14 protein-coding genes are annotated in these 14,389 nt (G+C 55.3%); 6 read left to right on the top strand and 8 right to left on the bottom strand.

Features of this window, described 5'->3' with window-relative positions; genetic code table 11:
• Position 1: 1 nt before the first annotated feature.
• Genes lysA through ACSF8W_RS22185 form a run of 5 tightly spaced genes read left to right on the top strand, consistent with a single transcriptional unit; the run spans position 2 to position 4,500 of the window.
• Entirely contained in the window at positions 2–1,255 is a 1,254-nt protein-coding gene (gene lysA, locus ACSF8W_RS22165; RefSeq protein ID WP_500849271.1) for a diaminopimelate decarboxylase, read from the top strand.
• Positions 1,256–1,270: 15 nt separating this feature from the next.
• Entirely contained in the window at positions 1,271–2,101 is an 831-nt protein-coding gene (gene dapF, locus ACSF8W_RS22170; protein WP_500849272.1) for a diaminopimelate epimerase, read from the top strand.
• Positions 2,098–2,793: a DUF484 family protein gene (locus ACSF8W_RS22175; protein ID WP_500849273.1), complete on the top strand. Its 696-nt coding sequence runs from the start codon at positions 2,098–2,100 to the stop codon at positions 2,791–2,793. Before dapF ends, ACSF8W_RS22175 begins: the two co-directional genes overlap by 4 nt.
• Positions 2,790–3,701, top strand: a complete 912-nt coding sequence (xerC, locus tag ACSF8W_RS22180; protein WP_500849274.1) for a tyrosine recombinase XerC — start codon at positions 2,790–2,792, stop codon at positions 3,699–3,701. Before ACSF8W_RS22175 ends, xerC begins: the two co-directional genes overlap by 4 nt.
• Before the next feature lie 31 nt (positions 3,702–3,732).
• Complete coding sequence (locus ACSF8W_RS22185) at positions 3,733–4,500, top strand: HAD-IA family hydrolase (RefSeq protein ID WP_500849275.1); 768 nt, start codon at positions 3,733–3,735, stop codon at positions 4,498–4,500.
• Positions 4,501–4,577: 77 nt separating this feature from the next.
• Here the strand turns inward: ACSF8W_RS22185 and ACSF8W_RS22190 are convergent, their stop codons facing one another.
• Genes ACSF8W_RS22190 through ACSF8W_RS22205 form a run of 4 tightly spaced genes read right to left on the bottom strand, consistent with a single transcriptional unit; the run spans position 4,578 to position 6,978 of the window.
• Complete coding sequence (locus tag ACSF8W_RS22190; protein WP_500849276.1) at positions 4,578–5,033, bottom strand: DoxX family protein; 456 nt, start codon at positions 5,031–5,033, stop codon at positions 4,578–4,580.
• Positions 5,034–5,035: 2 nt separating this feature from the next.
• A complete protein-coding gene (locus ACSF8W_RS22195; protein WP_500849277.1) occupies positions 5,036–5,860 on the bottom strand; it encodes an HvfC/BufC family peptide modification chaperone in 825 nt (274 codons plus the stop codon).
• Positions 5,841–6,686 (bottom strand): MNIO family bufferin maturase, encoded by an 846-nt coding sequence (bufB, locus tag ACSF8W_RS22200; RefSeq protein WP_500849324.1) that lies wholly within the window; start codon positions 6,684–6,686, stop codon positions 5,841–5,843. The genes ACSF8W_RS22195 and bufB overlap by 20 nt, the downstream gene beginning before the upstream one ends.
• A gap of 25 nt (positions 6,687–6,711) precedes the next feature.
• Positions 6,712–6,978, bottom strand: coding sequence for a BufA1 family periplasmic bufferin-type metallophore (locus ACSF8W_RS22205; RefSeq protein WP_500849278.1), 267 nt, complete (start codon positions 6,976–6,978; stop codon positions 6,712–6,714).
• 404 nt (positions 6,979–7,382) lie between these two features.
• On the opposite strand from ACSF8W_RS22205, the gene uvrD reads away from it, so the two are divergent.
• Positions 7,383–9,554, top strand: a complete 2,172-nt coding sequence (gene uvrD, locus ACSF8W_RS22210) for a DNA helicase II (protein ID WP_500849279.1) — start codon at positions 7,383–7,385, stop codon at positions 9,552–9,554.
• Between the two features lie 131 nt (positions 9,555–9,685).
• On the opposite strand, the gene ggt is transcribed toward uvrD, so the two are convergent.
• From ggt to rarD, 4 genes are all read right to left on the bottom strand, one after another.
• Complete coding sequence (ggt, locus tag ACSF8W_RS22215; RefSeq protein ID WP_500849280.1) at positions 9,686–11,509, bottom strand: gamma-glutamyltransferase; 1,824 nt, start codon at positions 11,507–11,509, stop codon at positions 9,686–9,688.
• Between the two features lie 115 nt (positions 11,510–11,624).
• A complete protein-coding gene (locus tag ACSF8W_RS22220; protein ID WP_500849325.1) occupies positions 11,625–12,284 on the bottom strand; it encodes a LysE family translocator in 660 nt (219 codons plus the stop codon).
• Between the two features lie 192 nt (positions 12,285–12,476).
• Positions 12,477–13,271 (bottom strand): helix-turn-helix domain-containing protein, encoded by a 795-nt coding sequence (locus ACSF8W_RS22225; protein ID WP_500849281.1) that lies wholly within the window; start codon positions 13,269–13,271, stop codon positions 12,477–12,479.
• A 141-nt stretch (positions 13,272–13,412) separates the two neighbouring features.
• A complete protein-coding gene (rarD, locus tag ACSF8W_RS22230) occupies positions 13,413–14,336 on the bottom strand; it encodes an EamA family transporter RarD (protein WP_500849282.1) in 924 nt (307 codons plus the stop codon).
• Positions 14,337–14,389 lie beyond the last annotated feature (53 nt).

The raw sequence follows: 14,389 nt of genomic DNA on the forward strand, positions 1-14,389 counted from the left end.
ATTGGATTATTTTAACTACCAGCAAGATGGCCAGCTCTGGGCCGAAGAGGTACCACTGACCGAGTTAGCCGCGCGCTTTGGCACGCCGCTGTACGTGTATTCACGCGCCACCTTGGAGCGCCATTGGCATGCGTTTGATCAGGCGGTGGCCGATCACCCGCACCTGATCTGTTACGCGGTGAAAGCGAACTCTAACTTAGGGGTACTGAACGTATTGGCCCGCTTAGGCTCCGGCTTTGACATTGTGTCTGGCGGTGAGCTGGAGCGCGTGATCGCCGCCGGTGGTGATCCGCGTAAAGTCGTCTTCTCGGGCGTGGGGAAAACCGCGGCAGAGATGCAACGGGCATTAGCGCTGGGGATCAAATGCTTCAATGTGGAATCCGAACCGGAACTGGAACGCCTGAATCAGGTGGCTGGCGAAATGGGCGTGATTGCACCGGTTTCCCTGCGCATTAATCCGGATGTCGATGCACAAACTCACCCGTACATTTCGACGGGCCTGCGTGATAACAAGTTCGGTATCGCGTTTGATCGTGCGCCGGACGTGTACCGTTTGGCGCATCAACTGCCACACTTACAGGTGGTGGGCATGGACTGTCACATCGGCTCACAGCTGACGGCCTTGGCGCCGTTTGTGGATGCGACTGATCGTCTGCTGGCGTTGATTGAAACGCTTAAAGCCGAAGGCATTACCATCCATCATTTGGATGTCGGCGGCGGCTTGGGGGTCACTTACAATGATGAGCGTCCGCCCGAGCCGTCAGAATACGCCAAAGTGCTGATGTCCCGTTTGACGGATTACCCTGAGCTTGAGCTGATCTTTGAGCCGGGGCGTGCGATTGCCGCCAATGCTGGCGTGATGCTGACGCGGGTGGAATACCTCAAGCATACCGAACACAAGAATTTTGCCATTGTTGATGCGGCGATGAACGATCTGATCCGCCCAACCTTGTACCAAGCATGGCAGGCCATTGTGCCCGTGAGCCCGCGTGAGGGTGAGGCGGTGATGTACGATTTTGTCGGCCCGATTTGTGAAACCGGTGATTTCATCGGTAAAGATCGTGCTTTATGTCTGGCGCCGGGCGATTTACTGGCGGTACGCTCAGCCGGTGCTTATGGCTTCGTGATGGCATCAAACTATAACTCCCGTGTTCGAGCAGCAGAGATCATGGTCGACGGCCAGCAGACGCACGTGGTGCGTGAGCGTGAAGCATTAGCGCAACTGTGGCAGTTAGAACATCGGCTGCCCGAATAACGGATAAGGAACATCATGCAGGTTAATTTTGCAAAAATGCATGGGCTGGGTAACGACTTTATGGTGGTCGATTGTGTTACTCAGAACGTCTTCTTCTCGCCGGATTGCATCCGGCGCTTGGCCGATCGCCATCGTGGCGTAGGGTTTGATCAACTGCTCGTGGTGGAGCCGCCTTACGATCCGGAAAGTGATTTCCACTACCGTATCTTCAATGCCGATGGCAGTGAAGTTGAGCAGTGTGGCAACGGTGCTCGCTGTTTTGCCCGTTTTGTGTGGATGAAGGGGCTGACCAATAAATACCATATCGCGGTCAGCACCAAAGCCGGCAAAATGGTGCTCAAGTTGGAAAACGACAACCAAGTCACGGTGAACATGGGTGTGCCCAACTTTGAGCCGGGGAAGATCCCGTTTAAGGCCAAGCAAAGCGAAAAAACCTACATTTTACGTGCTGGCGAAGCAACGCTGTTCTGTGGCGCAGTCAGCATGGGGAATCCCCATTGTGTGACCATCGTGGATGATGTCGACACCGCCGATGTGGAGACGCTGGGGCCGTTATTGGAATCCCATGAGCGTTTTCCTGAACGTGTGAACGCCGGCTTTATGCAGGTGATCGACCGTAATACGGTGAAGTTGCGGGTGTATGAACGTGGCGCCGGGGAAACACAGGCGTGTGGCAGCGGTGCGTGTGCCGCGGTCGCGATTGGTCGTCAGCAAGGGTTGCTGGATGACGAGGTGAAAGTGTCTTTGCCGGGCGGTGATTTGTACATTCACTGGCAAGGTGAAGGCAAGCCGCTCTATATGACGGGGCCGGCTGCGCATGTTTATGATGGACAAATCGTACTATGACCGATGTTTCGTCGCTTGAGCGACCGAGCACGCCTGCCAGGTTAACCGAGCAGGACGTGACGGATTTTTTACAAGCGAACCCGGACTTTTTCATTCGTCAGCCCGATTTGCTGACCCGGATCCAAGTGCACCATCCCGATCGCGGGGTGGTGTCGCTGGTGGATGTTCAATTGGAGCGACTGCGCCGTCAGGTGGGGGAGCTGGAAGAGAAAATCGCCGATTTGATCAGCGTTGCCAGTCAGAACAGTGCGCTGTTTGAAGAGTTTGCCCGCGCGCAGCAACAGTTGTTCCAGTCACACCATATTTATCAGGCGATCAGCGTGCTTACGGTGTTGGCTGAACGCCTTCATCTGGATGTCACGGTACGGCTGTTTGATAGCTTAGACGAGGCCATCTTTATGCCGCGTCAGGCATTTGATGAATTTCGTCGTTCCCATTTGATGTCACGCTCCGTGTACCTCGGGCGTCTGCGTCAGCAGGAACGCACCTTATTTTTTGATGATGCACCACAGCTCGGCTCGTTTTTGGTGATGCCGTTTGGGCAGGAACGACCGATGGGCGTTTTGGCATTTGCCAGTGCCGATGGTGGTCACTTCCAGCCGGCGATGGATACCTTGTTTGTGGAACAGTTGGCGATGGTGTTGGCCCGTTTGATCCACCATTGGGAATACACCCGCGAGGTTATCGAATGAGTTTGCCTGATTCGCTGGAAAAACCGCTCCTGCGGTTTTATGAGTATGTACGCAGCGAGCGTGGACTTAGCTTGCATACCCAGCACAATTACAAACGTCAGCTCACGACCTTGGCGGAGCAGTTGGTGGCCTTAGGGGTCACTGACTGGCAAACCGTGGATGCGGGCTGGGTGCGTCAGTTGGCCAGTAAAGGCATGCGTGATGGCCTGAAGGCCAGCAGTTTGGCGATGCGCTTGTCTGCGTTGCGCAGTTTCTTTGATTATTTAGTCTCACAAGGGGTATTGCCGGCCAATCCGGCCAAAGGGGTGTCGGCACCGCGTAAAGCGCGTCCGTTACCGAAAAACCTTGATGTGGATGAAATGGATCAGCTGCTCAGTGTGGATGGGGATGATCCGTTGTCGATCCGTGATCGGGCAATGATGGAATTGATGTACGGTGCCGGCTTGCGTTTGTCTGAGTTGGTGTCACTCGATGTCAAAGACATCAGCTTGCGTAAAGGCGACTTACGCGTGATCGGTAAAGGGGACAAAGAACGTATTGTCCCGTTTGCCGGTTTAGCCAAAGAGTGGGTCGGCCATTGGCTGCAGGTGCGCAGTGAGATCGCCGCGGTGGATGAGCCGGGGTTGTTTGTGTCGAAACTGGGCTCGCGGATCTCTAACCGGAATGTGCAAAAGCGCATGATGGAATGGGGACAGAAGCAAGCCGTGTCGAGCCACATTAACCCGCACAAGTTACGCCACAGTTTTGCGACTCACATGCTGGAATCCTCCGGGGATCTGCGTGCGGTACAAGAATTGTTGGGGCACGCCAACCTGACCACCACCCAGATCTATACCCACTTGGACTTCCAACATCTGGCCAAGGTGTACGATGAAGCCCACCCCCGTGCGAAACGCACCAAAGGCTAACCCTGAGTTCCGTATCAATAAGTAGGCACTGATGCAGTTTAACCGTCCGTTTTCGGCCCCGAGGGCCCTCACGTTTGATCTTGATGACACCCTGTATGATAACCGTCCGGTGATCCGTCGAGCAGAGCAGGCCATGTATGATTGGCTCGCCAGCGAGCACCCCGTGACGAACGGTATGGGCCCTGATCGTTGGCAGGCGTTGAAGCTGGCCATCGCAGAGGTCGATCCGATATTGCGCCACGATGTGACGCAATGGCGGTTTGAGTACCTGAAAATCGGGCTGATGCAGTTTGGTTATCCGTTGGCGAAAGCAGAGCAGGCCGCGCAGGACGGCGTGGCGCATGTGTTGGCGGTACGCAATCAAGTGGCAGTGCCCGCAGACACGCACCGCGTGCTGACGGCGTTGTCGCAACGTATGCCACTGGTGGCGATCACCAATGGCAATGTGGATGTCGAAAAGATCGGTCTGGCGCCGTATTTCTCGGCGGTGTTTATGGCGGGGCGTGATGGGCTGGCCAAACCTGAGCCCGATTTGTTTGTGCAAGCCGCCCGCCATTTGGCGCTGGCACCCGAGGCGATTCTCCACGTTGGCGATCATCCGGTCACCGATGTGGGCGGGGCGCAGCAGAACGGTTTTCGTGCCTGCTGGTTTAACGATCAGGCCCGTCAATGGGGCGATGATCCGCGGGCGCAAGGGATGCCTGAAGTCGAGATTACCCAGTTGTCGCAGTTGCTGACCGTGATCGACGGGTACAGCTCGGGTGACCATCGTTCGGATGAGCACGATCTGGCAGATTAAATCGCGCCATGATTGTCTTTATTACACGAAAAAACGGGCCGACTGCGGCCCGTTTTTTGTTTTTGGAATGTCTGCATTTACTGAATAATCGGTTGCTTGCGCGGCTCGCTGAACAGCTTGTCGAGCGAAATGGCCCCGGCGCCCCAGAAGATATTCACCACCATCATCATGCCCCACAGTTGATGGTCGAAAAAGCCCTTCTCCCACAGTAAGGGGTACGACACCACGGCCATGATGTTGAAGAGAAACAGGATCAGTGCCATCGGACGGGTGAACAATCCCAACGCCAAGAACACCGGCAGGATCAATTCGGCGGCAGTGCCGAGATAAGCGGCCCATAACCAGGGTAATACCGGAACCTGATATTCATATTCAAACAAATACAAGGTGCTGTCCCACGTGGAGTACTTGATCATGCCGGACTGAAAGAAAATCCACGCCACCCAGAGCCGCGTAAACAGCAGTAACAAGGGGATGAGAGGATCGGTGATGCGCTGCGCGGTGGCATCGAGATGTTTGAAAAAGTGCAGCATAGTTACCCTCCGTTTGGTAAGTCATGGCGCTCGGTTAAGCCGTGTATCGCGGTGAAAACATGGTGTTGGATCAACGGACCCAGCATGTCGAGCATGGCGGCAGAGGCGGTACTGAGTGGCAAGGTTTGCAGGCACAGTGCCACTAAGGCAGTCGCATCCGGCGTGGTCGGTAGCAGCCAGATCCCGTCAGCGCGGTGTTGCAGAACGACTGACTCCGCCTGCGTCAGATCCAGCGGTTGTATGTCATCGTCTTGGATCATCTGCCACAGTGTGGCGACCGGATAGTCCGTATCAAGGCAGACTGTGCTGGGCGCTGGTTCAAACCGCAGGCGTCCGATATTGGCATCGTTGATGTGGCCAAGTTGCTCAAACGGAAAAGCGGGTGTCACCGGGGCGTGTTGACGGGCCATATCGATCAGCCATTCCAAACGGGCTAAGTCGGGCAGATACGGCACGGCCTCGGCGAATGCGGGCTGCTCGGCCAAGATCGCGGTCAGGGTATCGGCAAACCCTTCGCCATAGTCACTGACATCTCCGTGAGTTAACGGCGCACTCAGCACATGTTGGCGTGCCAACTGGGCAAAGCAGTCCTCGCCGACGACCGCGGAGGTACACGGATAAGTGGCACTCAATACGTCTGACAAACTGATGATGAAGTTATTGCGATAGAGCTGAATGCGTTGTTCGGGCGTGAAATCGCCGCCCTGTACCAGTTCAGTCACATCACTGGTGTGATAATGCAGAGACTGTGAAAAGGCCTGTTGCAACGCCTGTAACGTGGGCGGGGCTACCTGGTGTAAGGGGGCCTTAGGTGACGATGAATCCATGGTTCGCCTCCTGCGCGATGATGTGTGTGGCTTTATCGGCTTCAGCCTGTAACACCGCAAAATCCGGAATATCGAGATCCCACTCGATAAGGGTTGGTACGAGTCCGTGCTCTGCGCGGTGCTGGCGCACCCATTGGCGATACAACTGCCAGACCGGCTCACTGACCGGACGACTGTGGGTATCAATCCAAATTTCGCCTTCATCAACCGTTTTCACGGTAAACCCCGCCAAGTGAATTTCTTTCACGGTGGCTGGATCAATGCCGTTCAGATACTGCTGGCAATCAAAGCCGTGGTTAAACGCGCTGACATAGATGTTATTCAGATCCAGCAGTAACCCACAGCCGGTTTGTTGCTGCACGTGGTTGAGAAATTCCCACTCCGGGATGGTGGAATGACGAAACGCCAAGTAACTGGATGGGTTTTCAATCAGTAAGGGGCGCCCGAGGTAGTCCTGCACCTGTGCCACTTTTTGACAAAAGAGACGCAGGGCTTCTTCGGTGTACGGCAAGGGCAGTAAATCATTAAAAAACTGGCCGTCGACCGAACTCCAACTGAGATGATCCGACACGGCAAGGGGTTCCAGCTCATCCACCAAATGTTTCAACTGGGCCAGATGCGCGGGGTTTAACGGATCGGCTGAGCCTAAAGAGAGCCCGATCCCGTGGCAACTGATGGGGTAATGCTGAGCGATTTCACGCAATTGCTGACGGGCGGGGGCGTGCGGCTGAAAGTAATTTTCGCTGTGGATTTCCAACCAGCCGACGGGTGGGCGGGTGGTTAACACGGTGGTCATGTGGGGGGAGCGAAGCCCCACCCCGACCATTGTTTCTGGCGTTAATCCAGCCACATTACTTCGCCTCTTTGTCGCCGCCCACTAAGCGGTCACACAGGCCTTTTGGCACCATCACGAAGGCATCTTTCTGGCCGTCGACTTTGGAGGTGCCGGCACACGAACTGGTCTTGGTGGCACAGTCATTTTTTCCGGCTTTTACCACGCCGTAGCACTTTTCTTTCCCTTCTGCCGCCACGGCTGTGGTGGTGGTCATTGCGGTGCCTGCTAGCGCAAGTAGGCCAGTCACTGCAGATGCTAGGGCGATATTTGTGGTCTTCTTCATGGTCATTCCTCTTCGGTTAGCTGACAGTTGCAATGGGCGCAACGTTCCTTTTGATTGGATTCTCTTGTTATCGTGGACGCCGGCTTGGCGCTCTCGGAACATAAGAAAGGGCGAGCCCCGATTTTATTTCACTTATTTTCCGTTTTTTTAACATGGTGTTAACCGGCGACATTTCCAAGCATAGAACAAAAGTGCTCGTTCAAGGGGCGCAGAAAAAGATCGGCGCAGGAAAAATCCGGAAAAGCGCGGAGGGAAAAAGCCGCCGCGTACGGCCTTGGCCTGCGGTGAATCGCGTGATTGATGGCGTGAACGGTGGCGTGGTTTACCGGGGAGGGGGCTGCTCGCATCTTGGTCGACTTTGCGGTTATAATCATCACCATTGTATAAATAACCAGTAGAAAGCGATGGACGTATCACTTCTGTTAGATGGCCTGAATGACAAGCAACGCGAGGCGGTGGCCGCGCCGCTAGGGAATCACTTGGTGCTGGCGGGCGCCGGCAGTGGCAAAACGCGGGTGCTGGTCCATCGCATTGCATGGTTGATGACGATTGAGCAAGCGTCACCGTATTCCATTATGTCGGTGACCTTCACCAATAAAGCGGCGGCAGAAATGCGCGGCCGTATTAATGAATTGATGCACGGCTCGTCAGCGGGCATGTGGAACGGTACGTTCCACGGCTTGTGTCACCGTATGTTGCGCGCCCATTATCTGGACGCCAACCTGCCGGAAGATTTCAATATTCTCGATTCTGACGATCAGATGCGCCTGTTGCGCCGTTTGATCAAAGCCCAGAACCTGGATGAGAAGCAGTGGCCGGCACGTCAGGCTGCATGGTACATCAACGGTAAGAAAGACGAAGGCTTACGTCCGCATCACATTGAAACCTTTAGTGATCCTGTGGAACAAACCTGGCAGCGCCTGTATCAGGCCTATCAGGAAGCGTGTGATCGCGCGGGCTTGGTCGACTTTGCGGAACTGTTGTTGCGCGCGTTTGAGTTGCTCAAGCGCAGTAAGCACATCCGTGAGCACTATCAGGCACGCTTTAAGCACATTCTGGTCGACGAATTCCAAGATACCAACAACATCCAGTTTGCCTGGTTACGTTTGATGGCTGGGCCTGACTGTAACGTGATGATTGTTGGTGATGATGATCAGTCTATTTACGGCTGGCGTGGTGCCAAGGTTGAGAATATTCAACGTTTCTTGAATGATTTTAAGAACGCGAGTTCGATTTTCCTTGAGCAGAACTACCGTTCGACCGGGAACATTTTGAAGGCGGCCAATGAGCTGATCGCCAACAACAATGAACGTATGGGCAAAAACCTGTGGACCGATGGCGCTGAAGGCGAATTGATCTCTGTGTATGCCGCATTCAATGAATTGGATGAAGCCCGCTTTGTGGTCGGCAAAATCAAAGAGTGGCAGCACGCTGGCGGTGCCTTGCAAGATACGGCCATGCTGTACCGTAGCAATGCCCAATCGCGTGTGTTGGAAGAAGCCTTGATCCAAGCGGGGATGCCGTACCGCATCTATGGCGGCATGCGTTTCTTCGAGCGCCAAGAGATCAAAGATACGTTGGCGTATTTGCGTTTGATGGCGAACCGCCACGACGATGCCTCGTTTGAACGTGTGGTGAATACCCCGACCCGTGGGTTAGGGGATCGCACGTTGGAAACCATCCGTATGGCGGCGCGTGATCGCGGTGCCACAATGTGGCAGGCCAGTATTGCGCTGCTGGAAGAGCAAGTGCTGGCGGGCCGTTCGGCCAATGCCTTGCGCCGCTTCATTGAGTTGATTAACGCGCTGGAAGACGACACCCGTGAGTTGCCGTTGTACCAGCAGACCGATGAGGTGATCCGTAATTCCGGTTTGCGCGTGATGTACGAGCAAGAGAAAGGCGAGAAAGCCCAAGCCCGTATTGAAAACTTGGAAGAATTGGTCACCGCAACCCGTCAGTTTGAAGTGCCGGAAGAAGCGGAAGCCATGAGCCCGTTGTCGGCGTTTTTGTCCCACGCGGCCTTGGAAGCGGGTGAAGGGCAGGCGGACGAGTTTGATGATGCGGTTCAGCTGATGACCATGCACAGTGCCAAAGGCTTGGAGTTCCCGGTGGTCTTTATGGTCGGGGTCGAAGAAGGCATGTTCCCGAGTTCGCGCACCACGGAAGAAGTGGGTCGTCTCGAGGAAGAGCGTCGCTTGTGCTACGTGGGGATGACCCGTGCGATGCAGAAGTTGTACATCTCCTATGCCGAGATGCGCCGTTTGTATGGCAAGGATAACTTCCACAAGCCGTCGCGTTTTATTCGCGAGATCCCAGAAGTGCACATTGAAGAAGTGCGCATGAAGGCAAAAGTGTCGCGTCCGGCCAGCAGTGGCCGTTTCAGCCAAACACAGGTGAATGACAACTTTAATCAGACCGGTTTCAGTTTGGGTCAGCGAGTACGCCACCCGACCTTTGGGGAAGGTACCATCATCAACTTTGAAGGCAGCGGCGCGCAAAGTCGTGTGCAGGTGGCCTTTAATGGTGAAGGGATCAAGTGGCTGGTAACGCAGTACGCCAAGCTTGACCCGATGTAAGGCAATGGTGATCGGCTCGACACCGTGCTGAATGATTAGCTAGACCGAAAAGCCCGTCAGTGTTTACTGACGGGCTTTTTATTTGTCTGTTATTTGGTGTGGCGTGCAGACATTAACGGGTACGGAATGAACTAGCGAGCGGTTGTGGTTGAGGTATCGCTGATCACCGTGCCTTCCCGGCGCGGATCGGCGGCGCCGATCAATTGGCGAGGCATTAGTTGGATCGCCTGTACCCCCGAGGTCAACGGTTTGATTTGAGTCTCAAATCCCAGTTTTTCCAGCGTAGGTGCCCATTGCTCGGCGGCGGTGCCTTGTTCAAGTTCAAATGGGCCAAAGCGGTTATTCATGTTCGGCAGATTGATGGCTTGTTGAATATCCATCTTCCAATCGAGGTGTCCAATCAGGGTTTTGGCCACATAGCCGATGATCTGGCTGCCGCCCGGCGAGCCAATGGCCAAATAGGGTTCACCGTCTTTCATCACGATGGTCGGGGCCATGGAAGAGCGTGGGCGTTTGCCCGGTTCGACGCGGTTAGCGATCGGCTGACCCTCATTGTGGCTACGGAAGGAAAAGTCGGTCAGTTCATTGTTGAGCAGAAATCCGCGCACCATCAGGCGGGATCCAAAGCCGTTCTCAATGGTGGAGGTCATCGACACCACGTTGCGGTCTTTATCGACAATAGCAAAGTGGCTGGTGGACGGCAGCTCCAGCGATGTATCCATGGCGTAGTGTTGGGCGTGATCCCATGGCGGTGTGCCGGCTGTCACGTCAGTCAGTGCCGTGTCGCGGTTGAGCAAGGCGGCGCGTTGTTGCACGTAATCATTTGCTAACAGGCCTTGAGTGGGCATCGGCACGTAATCGCTGTCAGCCATGTAGCGCCCCCGATCGGCAAAGGCCAAGCGCGAGGCATCCCCCAGTACCCGCCAGCTATGCGGGTTATCCGCCCCCCATGTGGTTAAGGGGTAGTGACTCACCATCCCCATGATTTGTCCCAATGTCAGGGCGCCGGAGCTCGGCGGCCCCATGCCACACAGCTCAAACTGACGGTACGGAGCGCACAACGGCTCACGCTCTTTCACTTGGTAAGTGGCCAAATCCATCGCACTGAGTACGCCGGGATTATCCGACCCTTCACGCACCGTGTGGATGATGTCTTTGGCTATGGCGCCGGTGTAAAACGCACTGGCGCCGCGCTCTGCGATGTGGGTCAGGGTCTTGGCATACTCGGGGTTGGTCCGTGTGCTGCCGGCGGCTAACGGCTGGCCATCGGCATCAAAAAAATACGCGCGGGTGGCGTCAAAGCGCTGGAGTGATTCGGCATTGTGACGGATCAGAGCCGCTAAGCGCGGGCTGACAACAAAGCCTTTACGGGCCAAGTCGACGGCCGGTTTAAACAGTTTGTGCCACGCGAGTTTGCCGTGTCGCTGATGGGTATACCACAGCAACTTGACTGTGCCCGGCGTGCCGACCGAACGTCCGCCCACCACCGCATCCATGAAGGTTAACGGTTGGCCGTGTTTATCCTGAAATAAGACGGGCGTGACGGCTAATGGCGCGGTTTCTCGGCCATCAAACGTGCGTAACGTCTCTTCTTCGTCATCCCAATACACTAAGAATGCGCCGCCGCCGATCCCGGATGATTGCGGCTCAGTCAGACCGAGGACAAGCTGAGTGGCAATCATTGCATCTATCGCATTGCCGCCTTGGCGCAATATCGCGGCCCCGGCATCACTGGCGTACGGATTCGCCGTAGCGACCATCCAGTCTTTCCCTGTTTGTACGGTGGCGGGCATCTCACTGTTGTTCGGCGGCGGTGCCGAGGGTGTGGACGTGGCCGCTTCCGGCGCATGGTGATCCGTGGCTTGTGACGACGGCGTGGCATTGATCGGTGAAGCGAGTAACAACATAGCGGCAGTCAACGTACTGCCAAGCACATCACGGGCGGTCCAAGTCATGGGAGGAATCCTTACTCACATTGCGGCATGGTCAAAAGCCTAAAGGTGAGTAAGGGGGTTGTCTATGTGCAGGGGAGGGTTTTGTGCTGTGGGTCAACGGTGGGGACGTTTGCCGTTAGTCCAGTAGCAAATTCAGCCAGATCAGGCTACCGATCACGGCAAACAGCAGGCCACAGATCCCATCAATGATCGGGGTCCAGTGTTGCAGTTTTTGTTGTAAACGCGCGCCGGTCAGTAACCACGCCAGTACGCCAAACCATAAAAAGGAGGTGAACCACAACAGGCCTAACGCGGTAGTTTTGCCCATCCACGACATGTCTGCCGGTACCAAGGTCGAGAGCAAGCTCAGGAAAAACACCAAGGCTTTCGGGTTTAAAATGCTGGTGGTGAACCCTTTGGCCAATGCCTGACGACGGTTGGTGATCACGCGCGTTGGCGTCGTGCTGGCTGTTGTCACGCTGTGATCATGGCGGTGCTGCCAATGTTGCCATGTGGCTTTTAGGGCGCCATAGCCTAGCCATAACAGGTAAGCGCCGCCTGCCCCTTGCAAGGCGTTAAACAGCATCGGGTGTTGGTGGATCAGCAAACTGGCCCCCGTCAGACTGAGCAGCGAGTGGAGCAAAATGCCCAGTGATAATCCCAGCGCGATCATCACGCCGGTTTGGCGGCCATAGCGGCCGGCATTTTGTACTACAAGGGCAAAGTCAGGCCCCGGGCTCATTAAGGCCACAATGTGGACGGTGACAAGGGTGGCGAGGGTAGTAGCTTCGTTGATCATGGTGTGTCGTGCATCCTGTAAACCGCAGGGCGACATGCCCAGCGAGGCGTAGGATGCCGCAGTTACGGATGGGATGCTTGTAAAAAAGTGACACGCGGTGCATCACTTTTCGGTGTTGTTCGTCGATGTTGTTCGTCGGTGTTGTTTGTATTGTGCGTTGGTGGTGTGAGAGGGCGTGAAGGACGCGGGTTATTTGATGTGGGAAGGGGCGACGCCGAAGGTGTGTTTGAATGCCCGGGCAAAATGGGCCTGATCATAAAACCCCACCAAGTAGGTTACGTCGGTGCTGCTGTATCCGGCTTTGAGTAACGCCATGGCCTGCTCCAACCGTAACCGCGCCAACCAGGCATAGGGGGTCATGGCGGTGGCTTTTTTGAATTGCCGTAACAGTTGGGACGGGCTGAGATCGCACAAGATGGCCAATTGGTCTAAGCCGATTTTTTGATCCAAATGGGCCATGACGAAATCGCGCAATTGGTGCAAATCCTTGCTGCCTAACGGCGGAACAATGGGGGCTTTGACCTGGCCGTAATGGGTCAAGAGATAAGAAAAGGTCTCTATCGGTAAGCTGTCTTTGGCGAGTTGTGAGATCTGCGGATCATCAAGGTGTTGATGCAGCTGCGCTAACTGCTGGAACAGCCGCTGATCGGCGATATTGTGTTGGGGGAAGCCGAAATGGTTTTTCCCCGCCACGGCGTCGGCCTGTTGACTAAGCCAATCGGGCGCAATGCTAAACACCTTCACCTGATAACCGGAGGCTTCTTTCGGCTGCCCGTCGTGGATTTCGTCCGGGGGCATGATCACCAATTGCCCGGCGCCCGCGAGGTGCTTGCTGCCTTTGTAGAAATATTGCTGCTGCCCTTGCGTGATCAGCCCCACGTGGTAATCCAGGTGGTAGTGACGCTTAAACGCAAAGTCGTGGTAATGGGCATCGATGAGGTTAATGTCAGCAATGGGGCTTTTGCGATGACGGATTGTATTCATGGCCCCGTTCCTGTCGATGTGTGATAGCCAGAGGTTTGTACTGACGCGTGACGTTGCAGTACACCATAAACATGACGAGGCCGCTTGTAAAAAATATGCGGCCTCGGGGTTTTACATCGGCATTTCACGGTGCCCGTGCCGTTAGGCGGCAGGGGGCGGCGTTGTTTGCCCACGCCCGACACGGCGATGATGGCGCAGGGCATCGGCAATGAACACCAGCAGAGCGCCCCAGATGAAGGCAAAAGTGTAGCCTTTATCGGCAGTAAACTGCTCCCCGTACAGGTTGATGGCGAGTAAAAACATCAAGCTTGGGCCAATGTACTGGAAAAAACCCAGTGTCGAGAGTTTCAGTTTGGTCGCCGCGCCCGTAAAGCACAACAACGGCAAGGTGGTCACAATACCCGCCGCGACCAACAGCAGATTGGTCGACAGGGGATTGTCGCCCCAGTCTGCCGTGGGGCTATCAGCGACAACCAGCACATAAAACAACGCCAACGGCAGCAAGATGATGGTTTCCAGAAACAGGCCCGTAGCAGCATCAACATTGATTTTTTTGCGCAGCAGGCCATAGCAGCCAAAGCTGGTGGCCAGTGCCAAGGCGATCCACGGTAAGGAGCCAAATTGGATCAACTGTACCATGACCCCGCCGCCTGCCAGCGCCACGGCGAACCATTGCAAAGGCCGTAACCGTTCCCCCAGAAACACCATCCCCAACACCACATTGATCAGCGGGTTGATGTAATAGCCTAAGCTGGCGTTGAGCATGTAATTGTTGTTGACCGCCCAGATGAAAATCAGCCAGTTGGTGCCGATGAATAACGCGGTGACGGTTAACATGAGCAGTTGCTTGGGTTGTTGCAACAGGGCGCGAACACGGTGCCAGCCGCGACTGACGGCTAACAATCCGGCGAGAAAGAGTACCGACCAAATCACGCGGTGGCTGAGAATTTCCAGCGCCCCGACATGGTGTAATGATTTGAAATAAATGGGGGCTATCCCCCACATGGTATAAGCGGCTAACGCAAGGAGGATCCCGCGTTGGGTTGTGTTTTGCTGCGCGTCCATGGTGTCCTAACACAGTGAGTCAGAGCGGGGGGCAATGCCATCAGATCCGTCTG

This window comes from Photobacterium sp. 270122K (assembly GCF_059941365.1).

Bases quoted from the DNA above. Each gene is read 5' to 3' on its own strand.
- dapF (WP_500849272.1), top strand. From the start codon at position 1,271: ATGCAGGTTAATTTTGCAAAAATGCATGGGCTGGGTAACGACTTTATG.
- ACSF8W_RS22175 (WP_500849273.1), top strand. From the start codon at position 2,098: ATGACCGATGTTTCGTCGCTTGAGCGACCGAGCACGCCTGCCAGGTTA.
- xerC (WP_500849274.1), top strand. From the start codon at position 2,790: ATGAGTTTGCCTGATTCGCTGGAAAAACCGCTCCTGCGGTTTTATGAG.
- ACSF8W_RS22185 (WP_500849275.1), top strand. From the start codon at position 3,733: ATGCAGTTTAACCGTCCGTTTTCGGCCCCGAGGGCCCTCACGTTTGAT.
- ACSF8W_RS22190 (WP_500849276.1), bottom strand. From the start codon at position 5,033: ATGCTGCACTTTTTCAAACATCTCGATGCCACCGCGCAGCGCATCACC.
- ACSF8W_RS22195 (WP_500849277.1), bottom strand. From the start codon at position 5,860: ATGGATTCATCGTCACCTAAGGCCCCCTTACACCAGGTAGCCCCGCCC.
- bufB (WP_500849324.1), bottom strand. From the start codon at position 6,686: ATGGTCGGGGTGGGGCTTCGCTCCCCCCACATGACCACCGTGTTAACC.
- ACSF8W_RS22205 (WP_500849278.1), bottom strand. From the start codon at position 6,978: ATGAAGAAGACCACAAATATCGCCCTAGCATCTGCAGTGACTGGCCTA.
- uvrD (WP_500849279.1), top strand. From the start codon at position 7,383: ATGGACGTATCACTTCTGTTAGATGGCCTGAATGACAAGCAACGCGAG.
- ggt (WP_500849280.1), bottom strand. From the start codon at position 11,509: ATGACTTGGACCGCCCGTGATGTGCTTGGCAGTACGTTGACTGCCGCT.
- ACSF8W_RS22225 (WP_500849281.1), bottom strand. From the start codon at position 13,271: ATGAATACAATCCGTCATCGCAAAAGCCCCATTGCTGACATTAACCTC.
- rarD (WP_500849282.1), bottom strand. From the start codon at position 14,336: ATGGACGCGCAGCAAAACACAACCCAACGCGGGATCCTCCTTGCGTTA.